This is a genomic window from Streptomyces sp. NPDC090994 (genome assembly GCF_044768905.1).
Lineage (GTDB): Bacteria > Actinomycetota > Actinomycetes > Streptomycetales > Streptomycetaceae > Streptomyces.
Genome location: NZ_JBIVWS010000006.1, coordinates 115,974 through 133,298 on the forward strand (window position 1 = coordinate 115,974; position 17,325 = coordinate 133,298).

General features: G+C 71.3%; 19 protein-coding genes and 1 tRNA gene. 16 read left to right on the forward strand and 4 right to left on the reverse strand.

Annotated elements, in window-relative coordinates:
• The first annotated feature begins 47 nt into the window (after positions 1 to 47).
• Complete coding sequence (locus ACIQR3_RS15545) at positions 48 to 917, forward strand: bifunctional DNA primase/polymerase (protein ID WP_403538646.1); 870 nt, start codon at positions 48 to 50, stop codon at positions 915 to 917.
• 227 nt (positions 918 to 1,144) lie between these two features.
• On the opposite strand, the gene ACIQR3_RS15550 is transcribed toward ACIQR3_RS15545, so the two are convergent.
• A complete protein-coding gene (locus tag ACIQR3_RS15550) occupies positions 1,145 to 1,810 on the reverse strand; it encodes a YdcF family protein (RefSeq protein WP_403538649.1) in 666 nt (221 codons plus the stop codon).
• Positions 1,807 to 2,601, reverse strand: a complete 795-nt coding sequence (locus ACIQR3_RS15555; RefSeq protein WP_403538651.1) for a GntR family transcriptional regulator — start codon at positions 2,599 to 2,601, stop codon at positions 1,807 to 1,809. The genes ACIQR3_RS15550 and ACIQR3_RS15555 overlap by 4 nt, the downstream gene beginning before the upstream one ends.
• 565 nt (positions 2,602 to 3,166) lie before the next feature.
• Between ACIQR3_RS15555 and ACIQR3_RS15560 the strand changes: the two genes are divergently transcribed.
• The 14 genes from ACIQR3_RS15560 to ACIQR3_RS15625 all read left to right on the forward strand — a co-directional run bounded on the left by ACIQR3_RS15560 (position 3,167) and on the right by ACIQR3_RS15625 (position 14,320).
• Positions 3,167 to 3,430: a DUF6284 family protein gene (locus ACIQR3_RS15560; protein ID WP_403538653.1), complete on the forward strand. Its 264-nt coding sequence runs from the start codon at positions 3,167 to 3,169 to the stop codon at positions 3,428 to 3,430.
• 23 nt (positions 3,431 to 3,453) lie between these two features.
• On the forward strand, positions 3,454 to 3,717 hold the full coding sequence (locus ACIQR3_RS15565) for a DUF6303 family protein (protein ID WP_403538655.1): 264 nt from the start codon (positions 3,454 to 3,456) through the stop codon (positions 3,715 to 3,717).
• Positions 3,714 to 4,733, forward strand: coding sequence for a DUF2637 domain-containing protein (locus tag ACIQR3_RS15570; RefSeq protein ID WP_403538658.1), 1,020 nt, complete (start codon positions 3,714 to 3,716; stop codon positions 4,731 to 4,733). Before ACIQR3_RS15565 ends, ACIQR3_RS15570 begins: the two co-directional genes overlap by 4 nt.
• Positions 4,730 to 5,554, forward strand: coding sequence for a phosphoadenosine phosphosulfate reductase (locus ACIQR3_RS15575; protein WP_403538660.1), 825 nt, complete (start codon positions 4,730 to 4,732; stop codon positions 5,552 to 5,554). Before ACIQR3_RS15570 ends, ACIQR3_RS15575 begins: the two co-directional genes overlap by 4 nt.
• Positions 5,555 to 5,603: 49 nt before the next feature.
• The gene (locus tag ACIQR3_RS15580; RefSeq protein WP_403538662.1) at positions 5,604 to 6,104 is read left to right on the forward strand and encodes a hypothetical protein; all 501 of its coding nucleotides are present in this window, start codon (positions 5,604 to 5,606) and stop codon (positions 6,102 to 6,104) included.
• Between the two features lie 19 nt (positions 6,105 to 6,123).
• Positions 6,124 to 6,663: a plasmid transfer protein TraA gene (gene traA / locus ACIQR3_RS15585; protein ID WP_403538664.1), complete on the forward strand. Its 540-nt coding sequence runs from the start codon at positions 6,124 to 6,126 to the stop codon at positions 6,661 to 6,663.
• Positions 6,664 to 6,675: 12 nt separating this feature from the next.
• Positions 6,676 to 8,766 carry a plasmid transfer protein TraB gene (gene traB / locus ACIQR3_RS15590; RefSeq protein ID WP_403538667.1) on the forward strand — a complete coding sequence of 697 codons (2,091 nt, stop codon included), beginning with the start codon at positions 6,676 to 6,678 and terminating at the stop codon, positions 8,764 to 8,766.
• Between the two features lie 180 nt (positions 8,767 to 8,946).
• The gene (locus ACIQR3_RS15595; protein WP_403538671.1) at positions 8,947 to 9,258 is read left to right on the forward strand and encodes a hypothetical protein; all 312 of its coding nucleotides are present in this window, start codon (positions 8,947 to 8,949) and stop codon (positions 9,256 to 9,258) included.
• An 89-nt stretch (positions 9,259 to 9,347) separates the two neighbouring features.
• Positions 9,348 to 10,040, forward strand: coding sequence for an SAM-dependent methyltransferase (locus ACIQR3_RS15600; RefSeq protein ID WP_403538674.1), 693 nt, complete (start codon positions 9,348 to 9,350; stop codon positions 10,038 to 10,040).
• Positions 10,037 to 10,948, forward strand: coding sequence for a bifunctional DNA primase/polymerase (locus tag ACIQR3_RS15605; RefSeq protein WP_403538677.1), 912 nt, complete (start codon positions 10,037 to 10,039; stop codon positions 10,946 to 10,948). The genes ACIQR3_RS15600 and ACIQR3_RS15605 overlap by 4 nt, the downstream gene beginning before the upstream one ends.
• 86 nt (positions 10,949 to 11,034) lie before the next feature.
• Positions 11,035 to 11,355, forward strand: a complete 321-nt coding sequence (locus ACIQR3_RS15610; protein ID WP_403538679.1) for a hypothetical protein — start codon at positions 11,035 to 11,037, stop codon at positions 11,353 to 11,355.
• A complete protein-coding gene (locus ACIQR3_RS15615; protein ID WP_403538682.1) occupies positions 11,352 to 12,512 on the forward strand; it encodes a DUF3631 domain-containing protein in 1,161 nt (386 codons plus the stop codon). The genes ACIQR3_RS15610 and ACIQR3_RS15615 overlap by 4 nt, the downstream gene beginning before the upstream one ends.
• A gap of 184 nt (positions 12,513 to 12,696) precedes the next feature.
• Complete coding sequence (locus ACIQR3_RS15620) at positions 12,697 to 12,882, forward strand: helix-turn-helix transcriptional regulator (RefSeq protein WP_403538685.1); 186 nt, start codon at positions 12,697 to 12,699, stop codon at positions 12,880 to 12,882.
• Between the two features lie 61 nt (positions 12,883 to 12,943).
• Positions 12,944 to 14,320 carry a tyrosine-type recombinase/integrase gene (locus ACIQR3_RS15625; protein WP_403538687.1) on the forward strand — a complete coding sequence of 459 codons (1,377 nt, stop codon included), beginning with the start codon at positions 12,944 to 12,946 and terminating at the stop codon, positions 14,318 to 14,320.
• A 137-nt stretch (positions 14,321 to 14,457) separates the two neighbouring features.
• Here ACIQR3_RS15625 and ACIQR3_RS15630 read toward each other — a convergent pair.
• Both ACIQR3_RS15630 and ACIQR3_RS15635 read right to left on the reverse strand, forming a co-directional pair.
• Positions 14,458 to 14,544 (reverse strand) — tRNA-Ser (locus ACIQR3_RS15630).
• A gap of 92 nt (positions 14,545 to 14,636) precedes the next feature.
• Positions 14,637 to 16,118, reverse strand: a complete 1,482-nt coding sequence (locus tag ACIQR3_RS15635) for a S1C family serine protease (protein ID WP_403538690.1) — start codon at positions 16,116 to 16,118, stop codon at positions 14,637 to 14,639.
• Between the two features lie 278 nt (positions 16,119 to 16,396).
• On the opposite strand from ACIQR3_RS15635, the gene ACIQR3_RS15640 reads away from it, so the two are divergent.
• A complete protein-coding gene (locus ACIQR3_RS15640) occupies positions 16,397 to 17,224 on the forward strand; it encodes a glycerophosphodiester phosphodiesterase (RefSeq protein WP_403538693.1) in 828 nt (275 codons plus the stop codon).
• The last annotated feature ends 101 nt before the right edge of the window (positions 17,225 to 17,325 follow it).

Below are 17,325 nucleotides of genomic sequence, written 5' to 3' on the forward strand. Positions count from 1 at the left end.
CGCGCACCCCCCTTCCCTTCATCGAACACGCATACGAAAATGAAGTCATGGCCACCACCCCTCGGCAGGCCACGACGCCGGCCCTCGCACACGCCCTGTCAGCCGCCGAACGCGGACTGGCCGTCATCCCGCTCTCCCGGACCAAGCTCCCGGCCCTGCGGTCCCCCCACCGCGACGCCCCCGACGGACCCGCTCCCTGCCGCGGCGAGTGCGGACGCCCGGGCCACGGGGTCCACGACGCCTCCACCGACCCCGCCCGCATCCGCGAACTGTTCACGGCCGCCCCCTGGGCCACGGGCTACGGCATCGCCTGCGGCCTGCCGCCGCACCACCTCATCGGCATCGACCTGGACACGAAACCGGACGGCGACTCCTCGACCGCCCTGCGCGAACTGGCCCTGCGGCACCTGTTCACGATCCCGCCCACGGTGGTCGTCCTCACCCCCAGCGGCGGCCGCCACCTCTGGCTGACCGGCCCGCCCGACGTCGTCGTCCCCAACTCGGCCGGCCGCCTCGCCCCGGGCATCGACGTCCGCGGCGCCGGCGGCTACCTCGTCGGCCCCGGCTCCCGCACCCGGCACGGCGTGTACGCCATCGCCCCCGGGACCGCGCACCTGGCGCCCGCACCCTGCCCGCGCGCCCTCCTGCGCCTCCTGCTCCCCCCGCCCCGCACCCGCCGCTCCACGCCCTCCGCCGGCACCGCCCACGGCCAGGGCCTCGTCCAGTTCGTCCGCTCCGCCCACAAGGGCCAGCGCAACACCCGCCTGTTCTGGGCAGCCTGCCGCGCCTACGAGAACGGCCTCGGCCCCGCCCTCACCGACGCCCTCCTCGACGCGGCCCTCCACACCGGCCTCACCGAACCCGAGGCCCGAGCCACCCTCACCTCAGCGGCCCGCATGACGGGACACCGGCCCTGACACCCCGCACCACCCACCTGACGACGGACGGCCCCCGACCGTCTTGCCTGGTCAGGGGCCGTTCTCTGCGCGGTGGGTGTGGGATTTGAACCCACGGTGACATCGCTGCCACGACGGTTTTCAAGAGCGGCCCCTACCGCGAGAGGAACCGGCCTGTGACCAGGGCCTTTGCGGTCCTCCCGGGCCTGGCAGGCTGATTCCTGGCCACAGGTTGGCCGCAGGGCCCCTCAGTCGTGTGTCGCCGCAGTCGGAACGAGACGGCTCGTGAAGCCATCCGCGACAAGACGGCGATACGCCGTCTCGGCGTCCGCCGGGATCTCTTGACGGATCATGAATCCTTCGTCCGGATAGATCATCAGCCGTTGCTGGGCTCCAACCAGCATGTCGATGACTAGGCGTTCGTCACCGATCGAAGCAACGTACTCCGTGAAGGTCATCGACGCTGAAGCGCAGATCCACTCCACCTCGGGCCATAGCTTGCGTGCCGTCGCGTACGCGCGCCGTTCCTCGTACGGCTTGCAGACAAGCAAGACCGACGACACGGTGACGCCCTGATCAGCAAGCAGCGCGCGCGAGAACCTGACGTTCTCTCCTGTGTTCCGGGCGTCTGGCTCCACGAGGATGGCGTCCGGCGGCACGCCGAGTTCGACGGCCCTCTCCCGGTAGTGCTCCGCCTCACCGCGCGGCATCCGCTCACGGGTGGTCCGGCTAGTCGCTCCCGTGAAAACGATCAGTGGCGCCATGCCGTCGTGGTACAGGGCCGCCGCGGTGTCGGCGACCCCGAGATCATGACTGCCTAGGCCGATGGCGACCGAGCATGGGCGCACCTCGTGGCCCATCTGCTGGAAGTCCCAGAGGCGACGCGCGTCCTCCCATGACTGCTGCGAGATCACTTCTCCGCTCCACCTTCCGCCGCCGAGTCGGGCACCTCGAAGTCGTACGTCCATGAGAAGCGCGTAGCCGCGTGCACGCCAAGCGCGAACTCGACCACCGTGCCATCGGCCGTGAACGTCGTTCGATGCAGTTCTACGACCCACTCCCCGGGGGCAAGCTGCAAGAGCTGCACTTCGTCAGGGGTGGGCACCCGGGCGAACAGCGTCTCCCGCATGTGATCGATTTCGTATCCCGCGTCGTACAGCACGCGGAAGCCACCGCCTCTACCGGCCGGCCCCGGAGTCGGGTCGACGATGCGCGTTCCCTCAACGTGCTCCGGGCGGTAGTAGCTGGTCAGGGTGTGTGTGGGTTGCGTTCCTTCCTTGACCAACCGTGCGCGTGCGTAGACGTCGGCCCCTTCGGGCAAGCCATGCGCTGCGGCCACTGCTGGTGGCGCCGGAACCTTGCTGACCGTCTGCGTCTGCTCGTTGCGCCGGTACGAGCGGCCGGACGCAACCCGGTCAGCGATGAAGGCGACTTCGTCGCCGTCCCTCCATTTGGCTTTGTCGTACCGCTCGATTCCCAGTCGTTTGAGCGGTGGCCGGTCGCGGACGACCGTGCCGTGCCCACGGGAAGACGTCACCAGACCTTCGGCTTCCAGCGCCTTGTAGGCCGCGTGAACAGTGGACTTGGAGCCTTCACCGGCCTCCACCAAGTCCCTGATCTGCGGCAACTGTTGATTGGGCGCGTATTCGCCAGACCGGATCTTCTCTGCGATCCGGTCCGCAAGCTCTCGCCACTTCGGCGCCATGCAGAACCTCCCGTCGACATCGACCAGTGAAGCACAGTCCCAGGACTGTTGACTGTCCTGGGACTGCGTGCCATTGTCTTCTCAAGCGAACCGCAGTCCTAGGACAGTGGGGGCTAGTGGCCTTCTTTGGGCTGCGCTAATGCACAGGGCGGGGACGCTGCAATCCCGCTAAAGGCCAGGTGGAACAGGGTTTCGGCCCGTACTGGCGAGGTGGCCCGGCGACCGCGAGCAACGGCCGGAGAGTGGGGACGTGATCCCCCTTGCAGTGCTTTCCCCCTGTTGACCTCGCCGGAAGGACACCCGATGCACCGACGAAGACCCTGAGCGCCGCCCGTTATGGACCGATCGGCGGCGCCGCACGGAAGTCCGGTCCGACTTCGGTCCCGTAGCGCGTGACGCTGCGGGCCGGCTGCCTCTCCCGCCCGTCCATCCCGCGTACTGCGTGGCGACGTACGGGCGGGAGCGCGGGGAGCCGGAAGTACCGCTCCAACGGCGCGCGCCCCCGGTGCTGGAACACCGGGGGCGCTGTTCGGGCCGTTTCACCTGCTAGGGAGACCACGACCCAATGAGCCACATCGTCACACTTCAGGACGCTGTTACCGCGTTCGCTCCGTGGATGGAACCGACGAACGCGGAGATGGACGCCATCGAGCAGGAGATGCCGCTGATCCTGGCGGAGGTCGACCTGGTCGACGCGCAGATCATGACGCTTGACCGCACCCCGAGCGAGCTGGACGCGCGGCGTGTCCGCCGGGCCCGCCGCCGGGTGCTGGCCGCACGGCGGGACCTGGCCAACCAGGGTGGCGCCGACGCGCCGGTCGTGGCATGACCGCCGGGGTATTCACGGCGCAGATGTCCGTGTCTAAGGGACGCTGGCGCCTGTACGTCGTCCTCATGAACACCGCCGCCCGGTGGCCGGAGTACTCCTTCGACCGGGCCGCCCCGGTGCCGACGTTCACGGAACGCGCGGAGGCGCTCGGCGTGCTCGGCTTCGAGCCGGTTCCGGGCGCCGCGTGGACGTGGGTCGAGGACAGCCAGGACCCTGACGACCCCGCCTCTGCGGTGGTGCTGATCGCTGCCGTTCAGGTGCGTTCATGGACGGGGGCGGGCGCGTGAACAGCGACCAGATCCGTTCAGCGGAACGCGCGCTGTCGGCCGGCACGTGGCTGATCGTGGCGGGCGCGATGCTGTATTCGATCCTGACCGTGACCCCGCTCGCCGCGGCACACACGCCGGACGAGTGGGACTGGACAGCCCCGATCCTGCCCCTCGTGGTTGACGCCGCGGTGGTCATCGTGGTCCGCCTGGATGCCGTGCTGGCCCGGTTGGGCGGGCGCGGTGGGCGGTGGCCGGTGGCGCTGCGGTGGATGACCGGCTGCATGACCCTGGCGCTGAACGTCGCGGATTCCGCGCTGGCCGGGGACATGGTCGGGGTGGCCGTGCACGCGGTCGCGCCGCTGCTGCTGATCGTCACCGCGGAGACGGGCCTGGCCTACCGCCGGGCCATTGCCGCCGCCGTCACCGCCCTGGAAGAACGCCGGCAGGCTGAGTGTGAGGCGGCCGAACGCCGCGAGCGGGAGCGGGAGGAAGCCGCCCGGCGTGAGGCCCGGGAGGAACGCGAGCACGCCGCCGCGCTGGCGCGTGAACAGCGTGAACACGAAGCCGCCCTCTTCCGTGAAAAGGCCGAGCGGGAAGAGCGTGCCCGGCGGGAAGAGCGGGAGCAGGAAGCCGCCCGGGAGGCTGCCGAGCGGGCGGCACGTGAACGCCGCGAACGCGAGCGTGAACAGGCCGAGCGGGAGCGTGAACGCGCTGAACGCGAAGCCGCCGAACGCCGCGAGCAGGAGCGCCGGCAGCGGGCCGAGCGTGAACGCCGTGAACGCGCTGAGCGCGAGGAGCGGGCCGAGCGTGAACGCGCCGCGCTGCTGGCGCTGGGCCCGGCCGCCGAGAAGTTCCCCGAGGACCGCGCACGCAAGGTCGTGTCCGCCGCGTTCGGCGCCGGTTTACCGGTGCGGCAGGCCGCGGAGCTGTGCGGCTGGTCGGTCGGGTGGGTCTCCACCCGGTACCAGGAACTCCGCGATGCCGGGCACGCCGGCGACGCTGAGCTTGTGATCGCGGGCGGTGAGGCGCGATGAGTCAGACCGCTACGGCTCCGGTCAAATCGTTCAGCTTCGGCGGTGGCGTGCAGTCCACCGCCGCCCTGGTCCTCGCGGCCACGGGTGAGCTGGACTACCGCACGTTCCTGATGGCGAACGTCGGGGACGACTCCGAGCACCCCGGCACCCTGCGCTATCTGCGCCAGTACGCCATCCCCTACGCCCAGGAGCACGGCATAGAGCTGGTCGTCCTGGACCGGGTGATGAAACGCTCCGGGGAGGTCCGCACCCTGCTCCAGGATCTCACCCGGGAGGGCTCCCGCTCGCTGAAGATTCCGGTGCGCATGTCGAACGGGGCCCCCGGCACCCGCTCCTGCACCGCCCAGTTCAAAATCAAGGTCATAGCCGACGAACTCAAACGGCGCGGCGCCACCAAGGACGCGCCGGCCACGGTCGGCATCGGCATCAGCCTGGACGAGATCCAGCGGGCCAACAACCGGCGGTGCGAGCCGCACGAGCGGATCGAATACCCGCTGCTGGAACGCGGCATCCGCCGCATCGACTGCGCCCGCATCATCCGCGCTGCCGGTCTGCCCGTGCCGCCGAAGTCGTCGTGCTGGTTCTGCCCGTTCCACCGGCCCGAGACCTGGCACGACATGCGCCGCAACGAACCCGAGCTGTTCGAGAAGGCGTGCCAGCTCGAAGAACTCCTCAACCGGCGCCGCGACGAACTCGGCAAAGACCACGTCTGGCTGACCCGCTTCAACCGGCCCCTGCGCGCCGCGATCCCCGACGGAGTCGACACCCTGCCCTTCGACGAATGGGACAGCGGCTGCGACTCCGGCTGGTGCATGACCTGACCGCACGACGCTCTGCACTCTCTCCGACTTCCTGAACAGGAGTGTTCCTGTGTCCAGTCGTACCCGTGCCCGCGGCGTGAAGACTGCCGCCGGCGTCACCACCGTCCGTATCCCCCGCCAGCGCGGCCGGCGCCGTCAGGAGCCGTTCGTCGTCGTGGTCCCCGAGCGTCCGTCGCTGACCCGCGAGGCCCTCGGCTTCGCGGGCCGGCTGCTGTGGCGCTTCCGCCACGCCCTGGCCCCGACCGGGCTCGCCCTGCTGGCCCTGGTCGTGGCCGCGCTGCTGCACGTCATGGCGTGGTGGTCCGGGCTGATCCTCGCCCCCACCGCCGCCGGACCGCTGGTCTGGCTGCTGCTGATGCAGCGCCGCCGCCCCGCCGCAGGAACCGTCCTGGCCTGGCGCATCGCGCTGGCCGGGCTGCTCGCCTCCGCGCTGGCCTGGCTCGCCACCGCCGCCGCGGCCGGTCCGCTCGCCGGCGCACTGGAGCTGTGGTGGCTGCTCACCCTGATCCTCGCCCAGTCCGCGTGGCTGATCGTCCGCCGTACCCACTGACCCGAAGGGACCTGCTCTGATGGCAGCATCCACGCGTACCGGCGGCGCCGCCGGCAACGGCAAGGGCAACAAGTTCGCCAACGTCGGCGCCGCCGCGGGCGGCTTCGTCGGCGCGATGGGCGGATCGTTCGTCCCGCCGATCAACGTCACCGTCAACAACACCAAGAACGGCATGGCCCGCACGGGCGGGGGCCGCGCGCATGCCGAAGCGCTGCTGCCTGCGCCGGAGTTCACGTCGCCGGCGCAGGTGCGCAACTACTGCAACACCCTGCGGGCCGCCGCCGTGACCCTCTCCATCGAGGTCGCGATGGGCGCCGAGATCCTCAAGAGCGTCCTGGCCGCTGTCCCGGACCCGGAGGGGCGCGCGTTCGGCTCCCGCATCCGCGCGGCGAAGGTGGCCCGCAAGATGCAGAAGTCCGCCGACGACCTGCGCGACGCCGCGAAGAACGCCGCCGCCTGCTACGCGGTGTTCCAGCAGGAGTTCGAGGAGGAGATCAACCGGGTCCGCCACCGCGCCCGCAAGCCCCAGCGGCCGGTCATGAACTGGGCCCAGCAGTAAGGAGACGGGCTGATGGCACGCAACAGTGGCCGCCGCGGGCGGCACAGCGACTACCTGAACGACAACACCGCCGGGGTCTACGGCGGTGTTGGTCTGCTGGCCGGTGACAGGGACGGGGGCAGTGTCCGCGGCTACCTGGCACGTCGGGCCATGCCGCACCTGCCGCCGTGGCTCGGGGTCGGCGCCACCGGTCTGGCCGGTGTGCTCGGGAACTGGCGGTGGGGCGACTCGGCCGCGGCCGGCGTCGGCCTCACGCTCGCCTCCGGGGCCCTGACGGCTGCGACCTGGTGGGCGGGGAAGTCGACCAGCCAGCAGCGCCGTCTTCACTCCGCGATCACCGTGGCCGCCGGGTCCGCGTGGCTGACCGCCGCGTGCCTCGCGGGTCCGGCCGCCGGGCCGCTGGACGACCTGTTCCTCATGGGCGGCCCGGTCGTCGCTCTGTCGTGGAACGTGCGGATGGTGCTGCGCCGCAACGATGACCCGTCCGGCGAGAGCGCAGACAAGGGCCTGATGGAGAAGATCGGTCTGGCCCGTGCGCAGATCGGCGCGGCGAAGGTGGAACCCAACCGGGTGACCGCCCCGGTCGCGCTCGCGGCCGGTGAGCAGACCAACGACGACATGGCCAAGGCCCTGGGCAACATCGCCTCCGCCCTGGACCTGCCGACCAGTGCCGTGCGCTACACGCCCGACCCCGACTCGAACCGGCGCGGGGACCTGGTCATCGTCCCCGAGGACATGCTCGCGGACGTGGTGGAGTGGGAAGGCCCCTCCAACCTGGGGGGCTCGATCGCTGAGCCGCTGGTCATCGGACGGTACGACGACGGGGCCCCGCTGGTCATGTGGCTGCCCGGCGACCCCGAAGCCGGCCGCAACTCCACCCACGTCTTGATCGCGGGCGGCACCGGGTCGGGCAAGGGCGACACCGCCCTGAACCTGGCCACCGAGATCCTCTCGCGGCGGGACGTCATCGTGTGGTTCTCCGACCCCAAGGCGTTCCAGGACTTCGCGCCCCTGCGCGAGGGTCTCGACTGGGCGGTTGAGGGCGGCACCGACACGGAAGTCATGGTGGCCACCGTCCAGGAAGTCATCCCCGCCCGCACCCGCTGGCTCGGCGCCCACAGCTACCGCCAGTGGGTCCCCGCCGCCGCCGGGCAGCAGAACGACCCCGAGCACACCTGCCGGCCGGACGGACGCCCCTGCGGCTGCCCGGGCATGCAGTTCCTGGTCACCTGGTTCGAGGAAGCCGCCAACACCCTGCGCGCACTCGGGGACGACGCGTTCACTGGCATCGCGCAGGAGGCCCGGTCCGCGGGGATCTCGCTGATCGTGTCCCTTCAGCGCCCGTCCTATGACCAGATGTCCACTTCCACCCGGGCCTCGCTGCCGTCCGTGATCGCGCTCGGCTGCGACCCGCGCGACGAAGGGTTCTGCCTGCCGGATGAGGTCCTGGCCGCGGGCGCCCACCCCGGCGCCTGGGGCAACCGCCGGCCCGGATACTGCTACGTCGTCTCCCCCGGCATCCCCGAGGACCGCTACCCCTCCCCGGGCCGCACCCGCCGCTTCACCCACCGGGCCGTGCCCGTCATGGAACTGCTGGCCACCTGGGCCGCACGCAACGGCGCCACCGCCGACCCCGTCACCGCCGGAGCAGCCGTGAGCGTCGCCGGCAACGCCTACACCGGCCGCACCGACACCACCGCCCCGGCGGCCGGTGCGGCACGGCTCACCGTCGTGGACGACGAAGGGGACGACATGCCGCAGCACGGTCGCTCGCCCGTGGACCCTGAGGACGCCGGTATCGACCCCGAAGCCGACCTCCCCGAGGCCGAGCAGGGCGACGAACAGCCGATCTTCGGGCAGGACACCGGCCGCAAGCCCTCCCCCGAGGAGGCCCGGGAACTGTTCGCTCGCGCGCTCGCGGAGTTCGAGGAAGCCGGACAGATGATCGTCGGCCCCAAGGACTTCACCGACTGGTGCGACCGCAACCGGCTCTCCCGGTCGTGGGTTTCCCTCCGCTTGAAGGAGGCCGCTGTGGAGGGCCGCTTGGAGCCGACGAACACCACCGGCAGGTGGCGGATCATCCCCGCCATGGCTGCGGCGTAACACCCCCTGACAGCCGTAACGCTGTTAGGGCGCCTAACACCCAAACCCCTAGGCGAACGAGGTGTTACGCGCCCTAACAGCCTCCCGTAACGCCTCCCTCACACCTGCCTGACACCCACCCGCACGGGCCCGCACCGCACCCCAGCACGGGCCCGTCGCGCTACCCGAAGGAGACCCGTCATGGCCCACCGCGACCCGCCGGGGATCATCACCCCGCACATCCCCGCCGACGACTGGCGCCGCGCCGAAGCCACCGGCAACCCGGTCGTCATCGTCGTCCACCACGACACCCACACCGGCCGCCCGGCCCGCGCGTACCTCTTCCCCCTCGCCGTCGCCGGCGCGGGAGTGATCGGCGTCTTCGGTCTCGTGGCCGCATTTCTCGCCCTGCTCGACTTCGCCGTCCACACCGCCGCCGCCATCGGCGCCGCCGCCGGACCCATCGGCGTCGGCGGCATCACCCTGCGTCTCTTCCGCGGCAAGAACACCTAGCTACGCCACGGGCGACCCCCCATTCCGCCAAGAAGTCGGGGTCGCCCGTGCCCAACCGTCCTCAACAGACCTGTTGGAGGTCTCCCAGCATGACGCAACCCGCCCCCATCCGGCGAGTGCGCGGCCGGCGCCCGACGCTGCTGGATCTGTTCTGCTGCCAGGGCGGCGCCGCCAAAGGCTACGCGGACGCCGGATTCGACGTGACCGGCGTCGACAAGGACCCGCAGCCCCGTTACCCGTACCGGTTCGTCCAGGCCGACGCCATCGCGTTCGTCCTGGCCCACGGTGCCGGATTCGACTTCATCCACGCGTCCCCGCCGTGCCAGCACGACACCGAATGCCAGCGCCTCCAGGGCAACATCCACCCCAACCTGATCGCCCCCACCCGCACCGCCCTGGAGGCGACGGGGCGCCCGTGGGTGATGGAGAACGTGGGCGGCGCGGTGCCCAAGCTGCGCGCTCCGGTGATGCTGTGCGGGCAGATGTTCGCCCTGGCCAACTACCGCCACCGGTTCTTCGAGACCGGCGGCGGCTTCCAACTGGCGCAGCCGCACCACCCCGCCCACCTTGTGCCGCAGGCCAAGATGGGCCGCCCCGTCCCGCCCGGACACTACGGCCAGTTCGTCGGCAACTTCTCCGGCGTCGCCCTCGCCCGGGACGTGCTGGGGGTGCCGTGGATGAACCGCGACGGCATCCGCGAGTGCATCCCACCCGCCTACACCCACCACATCGGCACCGCCGCCCTGGCCGCCCTCGCTCCCGCGCTGGAGGCGGCGGCATGAGTGAGCACGAGCATCTGCTCCGTGCCGCTCTGGCCGCCGCCGGACGTGGCTGGCGCGTCTTCCCCCTCCGCCCTGGCTCGAAGGTCCCCGCCCTGCACGGGGAGAAGGCGTGCCCCGGCACCGGGCCGTGCGCCACCGGGCACCGCAAGTGGGAGGACCGGGCCACCACCGACCCGGACCGCATCCGTGCCGCGTGGTCGACGGCACCGTTCAACGTCGGCATCGCATGCGGCCCCTCCGGGCTGCTGGTCGTCGACCTGGACGTACCCAAGGACAAGAGCAAGGGCAACAGCAGTACGGACGCGCCTGGCGGCGCGGCGACCTTCGGGGCGCTCTGCGAGCGCCACGGGCAGCCCGTCCCCCGCACGCGCACGATCCGGACCGCGAGCGGCGGCACGCACCTGTACTTCACCGCCCCCGCCGCGGTCCGGCTGCACAACACCGCCGGAACCCTCGCACCCCTGGTCGACACCCGGGCATGGGGCGGGTACGTCGTCGCCGCCGGCAGTCTGATCGGCCGTGAGCGCTACGAAACCACCGGGCCCGCCCTGCTGCACCCCCTGCCCGGCTGGCTCAAGGCACTCCTGGTGCCCCCGCACCCGGTCAACCGGCCCGCCACCGAACCAGCCGACGGGACCCGCCGCCGGCCGTACGTCGACGCCGCCCTCGCCCGGGAGACTGCCGCCGTCGCCGCGGCATCCGAGGGACGGCGCAACACGACACTGCTACGGGCCGCGCGGGCGCTGGGAAGGTTCGTCGCCACCGGCGACCTGACCAGGGCCGAGGTCCAGGCGGCTCTTCAAAGGGCGGGGGAGTCGGCCGGACTCGCCGCGGCCGAGTGCCACGCCACCCTGCGCAGCGCCCTGGACTGGTCCATCACCCACAACCAGCAGCAGGGGGCGGCATGAGCACCCCGCCCATCCCCCCTTTGAAGAGCATCCCCGGCACCCCGACCGGCCCGGATGCCGCCCGACCGGCCGCACCCTGGCCGGCCGTGGGCGAGCCGAAAGGCGCCGCCCGCAAGGGCGTCGTCACTGCTCTTCGCGCTGACCCGCGCCCGGCCGGCGACCCCACCCCGGACCGGCCCGGCATCCGCGTCTACGCCCCGCCGGTCTACCGCCGCCCCAACGACGGCGCCCGCTGGTCCAAACGCCCCGGAGACACCCCCACCGCCGCATGGGCCTGCCCCTGCGGCGAGTACCGCACTGCCCGCGGACTCGACGCCGTGACCGCCCTGGTCACCGCGTACGACACCCACAAGCACGCCTGCCCGGGGACCCCCGTCCCGCACACCGAAAGCAGGACCGCCGCATGACCGACACCACACCCGCCACCCCCGTGGACGGGGCCGCGCTGCTGTACGAGGTGGAAGCCTTCCACCGCCGGTTCAACGTCTTCCCCACCGAAGCCGCGTTCGTCGCCGTCGCCCTGTGGGACGCGCACGCACACCTGCTCGACTGCTTCGACTCCACCCCCCGCCTGGCGTTCCTGTCGCCCGAGCCGGGGTCGGGCAAGACCCGGGCGCTGGAGATCGTGGAAACCCTCGTTCCTCAGCCCATGACCGCCGTGAACGCGTCCGCCGCCGCCCTGTTCCGGTCCGTCTCCGCCGGCAGTGCCAAGCCGACGATCCTGTTCGACGAAATCGACACCGTCTTCGGCCCCAAGGCCGGGGACAACGAGGAACTCCGCGGTTTCCTCAACGCCGGCCACCGCCGCACCGGGGTCACCTACCGGTGCATCGGGGACGGCGGACAGCAGACCGTCCAGGCCTTCCCCTCGTACTGCGCCGTCGCAGTCGCCGGTCTCGGCTCCCTGCCCGACACGATCCTGTCCCGCTCCGTCATCATCCGCATGCGCCGCCGGGCCCGCACCGAGACCGTGGAACCCTTCCGGGCCCGCACCCACGAAGCCGAAGGCCACAAGCTCCGTGCCCGCCTCGCCCAATGGGCCGAACAGGTCCGCGGGTCAGTCATGGAAGCCTGGCCGGACATGCCCGAGGGGGTGACCGACCGGCCGGCCGACGTGTGGGAACCCCTGCTCGCCGTCGCGGATGCCGCCGGAGGCGACTGGCCCGAGAGGGCCCGCAAAGCCTGCGTGTCCCTGGTCACCGCGTCCAAGGCCAACGACAAAGGCAGCCTCGGAGTCCGGCTGCTCACCGACCTACGGGATCACGTCATGGTCGGAATCGACCGCCTGCCCACCGTCGCCATCCTCGACCGGCTCAACGCCCTGGATGACGCCCCGTGGGCCGACCTGCACGGCAAGCCCCTCGACAACCGGCGCCTCTCCCGGATGCTGGCCGAGTACATGACGGCCGACAACGAGCCGATCACCTCCCGCAACATCAAAACCGCCGGGAGCGTCCTCAAGGGCTACTACGCCGCCGATCTCACCGACGCGTGGGCCCGCTACTGCCCCCCACCCCCGGAAAGTCCGCTACCGCCGCTACCCGGCACCGAAAACGTGGCCTGACCAGCGACAACGCGGTAGCGGCAACCGCCCCCGATTGCCGCTACCGCCCCGCTACCCATCCGCTACCGCTACCCCTTCCCGCTACCCCGAACAGGCCCCTGACCTGCGCGGTAGCGGAGGTAGCGGAAGTAGCGGCCCTCAGAGCCCCTCCCTGGACGACTCACCCCGAGAAGGAGTCACAGCCTTGGCTGGCACCGAAAAGCTCAAGCTCCGTGAGGTCCTCGAAGAGATCGACATGAGCCGCGCCGCCTTCTACCGCCTGCGCGCCCGCGGCAAGGCCCCGAAGCTCATCAAGCTCCCCAACGGACAGCTCCGCTGCCGCCGCAGCGACCTCGACGCGTGGTGGGCGAAGCACGAGATGAGCGCCTGACCTCGAACCGTCCAGAGGGGCCCCGCCGACTGGTGGGGCCCCTCTCCCGTTAAGGAGATCAATGCACAGCTATGACGTGCGCATCTGGAACGTCCGCAAGCGCAACAGCAAGGCCGCCCCCTACCAGCTCCGTTGGCTGGTCAGTGGCGAGGAGTTCCAGGAGAAGTTCGCGACCAAGACCCTGGCCGACTCGCGCCGGTCGGAGCTGCTGTCTGCGGCGCGTAAGGGGGAGCCATTCGACACGGAGACCGGCCTTCCCGTGTCGGAGGTGCGTGAGCGCAACCGTACGAGTTGGTACAGCCACGCCCGCGCTCACGCGGCCCGGAAGTGGCCGACCGCTGCGGCCAAGCATCGTGCGAGCATCGCTGAAAGCCTGACCATCGCGACGATGGCGCTCTGTCCGACCGGGAAGGGGCGCCCTGCGGACGCCCTCTTGCGCCGTGCCCTCTACCAGTGGGGGTTCAACGCCGGACGCCATGACCAGGAGCCCCCGGGCCCGGAAGCCAAGGCCCTGGCGTGGGTGGAGGCCAACGCGCCAGCCGTGGTCGACCTGGACAGTGCCAAGCGCATGCGCACGGTGCTTGAGCACCTGGCCAAGCGGCAGGACGGGAAGCCGGCCGCCGCCAACACCTTCCGCCGGCGTCGCGCCGTGCTGAGCAACTGTCTGCGGCTCGCCGTCGAGAACGAGCTGCTGCCCGGCAACCCTCTGCTCCGTGTCCACTGGGAGACGCCCAAGGCGGTGGAGGAGCTGGACACCCGAAGCGTCGCCACGCCCACGCAGGCACGGACGCTGCTGGACGCCGTACGGGCGCAGGGGGCGCGCGGCGCCCACCTGGTCGCGTTCTTCGCGTGCATGTACTACGCGGCCATGCGGCCGGAGGAAGTGTCCATGCTGAGCGCCGACCAGTGCGAGCTTCCGGAGGAGGGGTGGGGGCGGCTCATGCTCGCCGGCGCCCGGCCTCAGGTCGGTTCCGCCTGGACGGACGACGGCAAGCCGTACGAGGAGCGGCAGTTGAAGCACCGGGCCCGCCGCGCGGTCCGTCCCGTGCCGATCCCTCCCGTCCTGGTCGCCATCCTGCGGACCCATCTGGGGACGTTCGGGACCACACCGGAAGGCCGGTTGTTCAGCGCCGTACGCGGCGGCCCTATCCGGTCGCAGGAGTACGGCGCCGTATGGAAGGAAGCCCGCCGGAAGGCTCTCACCCCGGCGCAGGTCGCCTCTCCGCTCGCGGCCATCCCGTACGACCTGCGGCACGCCTGTGTGTCGTTCTGGCTCCGCTCCGGGGTGAGCCTGGCCGAGACCGCCCGCCGGGCCGGTCAGAGCGTCGCCGTTCTTCAGCGCTACTACGCCAAGGTGCTGGACGGCGAGGAAGCGACGATGAACGCCCTGATCGAACGGGGCCTGGCAGAGCATGAGGGCGAGGCAGAGGGGCCGTGAATCCTGGCCGCAGGTTGGCCGCACGCACTGGTCAGAGGTGGGATACGGCCGGAACGGGGTGAGACAGGCCGCATGCCGAAGGGGTGCCGCTCCGGAGAGTGGCACCCCTTCTGACCTGCTAGGTCTGTGACCTGCTGCGGTGGGTGTGGGATTTGAACCCACGGTGACGTCGCCGCCACGACGGTTTTCAAGACCGTTCCCTTAGGCCGCTCGGGCAACCCACCTCTGCCCCGGCCCGCCTGGGGCGGAGCGGGTACAGCGTACCGGCACGCGGTGGTGGGCGGGGGCCGGAGGTGCGGGGAGGCGGTCGGGGGGGTCAGTCGTCGCCGGTCTTGGAGCCCAGGGTGAGTTCCACCGTGTTCTCCTTGCCGTCGCGCTCGTAGGTGACCTTCACCTTGTCGCCGGGCTGGTGGGTCCAGATCTCGCCGATCAGGGTGGGGCCGCTGTCGATGACGTGGTCGTCCAGCTTGGTGATGACGTCGCCGGGCTTGAGGCCGGCCTTGTCCGCGGGGCCGCCCGACTCGACGGGCTCGGCGCCGCTGACGCCCTGCTCGGTGATCTGGGCGCCGTCGGTCGTCTCCTCCAGGGAGACGGACGCGCCGATCTTCGCGTACACCGGCTCGCCGGTCTTGATCAGCTGCTGGGCGACGTACTTGGCCTGGTTGATCGGGATGGCGAAGCCGAGGCCGATGGAGCCGGCCTGGCCGGTGCCGCCGAGGCCGTTGCTCGCGGACTGGATCGCGGAGTTGATGCCGATGACGTTGCCCTGGGCGTCGAGGAGCGGGCCGCCGGAGTTGCCCGGGTTGATGGAGGCGTCGGTCTGCAGGGCGCTCATGTAGGACGCCTTGCTGGTGGCGCTGCCGTCGCTGGAGGCGACCGGGCGGTTCTTGGCGCTGATGATGCCGGTCGTCACCGTGTTGGACAGGCCGAAGGGGGCGCCGATGGCGATCGTGGAGTCGCCCACGGCCACCTTGTCGGAGTCGCCGAGCGGCAGCGGGGTCAGGTTCGAGGGGGCGTTGGCGAGCTTGATGACGGCGACGTCGTAGCCCTGCGCGTGGCCGACCACCGAGGCGTTGTACTTCTTGCCGTCGGGGAAGGTGGCGGTCAGCTTGCCGCCGTCGACCGCCTCGGCCACCACGTGGTTGTTGGTGAGGATGTGGCCCTGCTTGTCGAAGACGAAGCCGGTGCCGGTGCCGCCCTCGCCGCTGGTGCTCTCGGCCTCGATGGTGACCGTGCTGGGCAGCGCCTTGGCGGCCACGCCCGCGATGGTGCCCGCGTCGCGCTTGACCGAACCGCCGGTGTCCGAGGCGGAGACCGTGGTGGAACCCGAGTCGTTGTTCTCGGCCAGGGTGTAGCCGAGGCCGCCGCCGAGGCCGCCCGCCACCAGCGCGGCGACCAGGACCGCGGCGACCAGCCCGCCGCGCCCGCCGCCGGACTTCGGTGCGGGCTGCTGGTACGGGGTGCCCCAGCCGCCGCCGGAGCCGTCACCGCCGCCGAAGCCCGCACCGCTTCCGGGACCGGCGCCGCCGCCCGCGTACGGGGAGGCCGGCGGCGGGGGCGGCGGCCAGGAGGCGTCGGGGGCCGAGCCCTGCGTGGCCGCTCCGTAGGGGGCCTGTCCCGGCGCCGGGTCGCCCGGGGCGCCGGGGTGGCCCTGGGAGGCGCCGTTCGGTCCCGCGGGCTGCGCCGGCGTGCCGCCCTGGGGCGCCGACGGCTGCGGGGAAGCTGCGGGAGAGTCCACCGGCACGGGGGGTGCGGACGGGGCCGGAGGTACCGCGGTGCCCTCGTTCTCGGTGCTCACAGCTTTTCTCCTCGGTCCACGGCTGTTGTTCGGTCCCACTGAGCAGTACTCAGCCACGCTCGTGCGCGCCGGCCCGGAGGGCTCCGACGCGGTGCAGCTGTGCATGTCTTTTTTGTATGCCCCAGCTTTTCCCACGGGCCGTCAGAGCACCATAAGCGGTCGCTGTGGGTCCGCGACGATTTCTTACATAGGAAATGTAAGACATACCGGCCTGGATGCCCCGCCCCTGCCTCCACGGCCGTCTCACACCTGCCCCCGCGCGGTGACACCATGACGCGGTGACCCACGCACGACAGCACCGTATCCAGGTCGTCGCCCACCGCGGGGCCTCGGAAGAAGCCCCCGAGCACACCCTCGCTGCGTACACGAAGGCCATCGAGGAAGGTGCGGACGCCCTTGAGTGCGACGTGCGCCTGACGGCCGACGGACACCTCGTGTGCGTCCACGACCGGCGCGTCAACCGTACGTCCAACGGGCGCGGCGCGGTCTCGGCGATGGAGCTGGCCGACCTGGCGGCACTGGACTTCGGCTCCTGGAAGACGCGCGAGGGGTGGCGGATCCGCGGCGAGGAACCCCAGTGGGAGCACCGGCCGGAGGACCGGGAGGCGACCTCCGTACTCACCCTCGAGCGGCTGCTCGAACTCGTCGCCGACGCGGGACGCAGGGTGGAGCTGGCCATCGAGACCAAGCACCCCACGCGCTGGGCGGGGCAGGTGGAGGAGCGGCTGCTGGCGCTGCTGAAGCGGTTCGGGCTGGACGCGCCGGCCGACGCGGACGACACGCGCGTGCGCGTGATGAGCTTCTCGGCGCGTTCCCTGCACCGGGTGCGGGCCGCCGCGCCGACACTGCCCACCGTCTATCTCATGCAGTTCGTCTCGCCCCGGCTGCGCGACGGGCGGCTGCCGGTCGGCGTCCGGATCGCGGGTCCCTCGGTACGGATCGTGCGTAATCATCCCGCCTACATCGAGCGTCTGAAACGGGCCGGTCACCAGGTGCACGTATGGACCGTGAACGAGCCGGAGGACGTGGACCTCTGCGTGCGTCTCGGCGTCGACGCGATCATCACCAACCGGCCCCGCGCGGTCCTGGACCATCTCGGCCGCTGAGACCGCCGGCCGGCCTGCGCACGACTGCGGACCGGCAGTCAAACCGGCACATTCCAGCCATTCGATGACCATCTGATTACGGGGGGTGCTCCGGCGCGTTC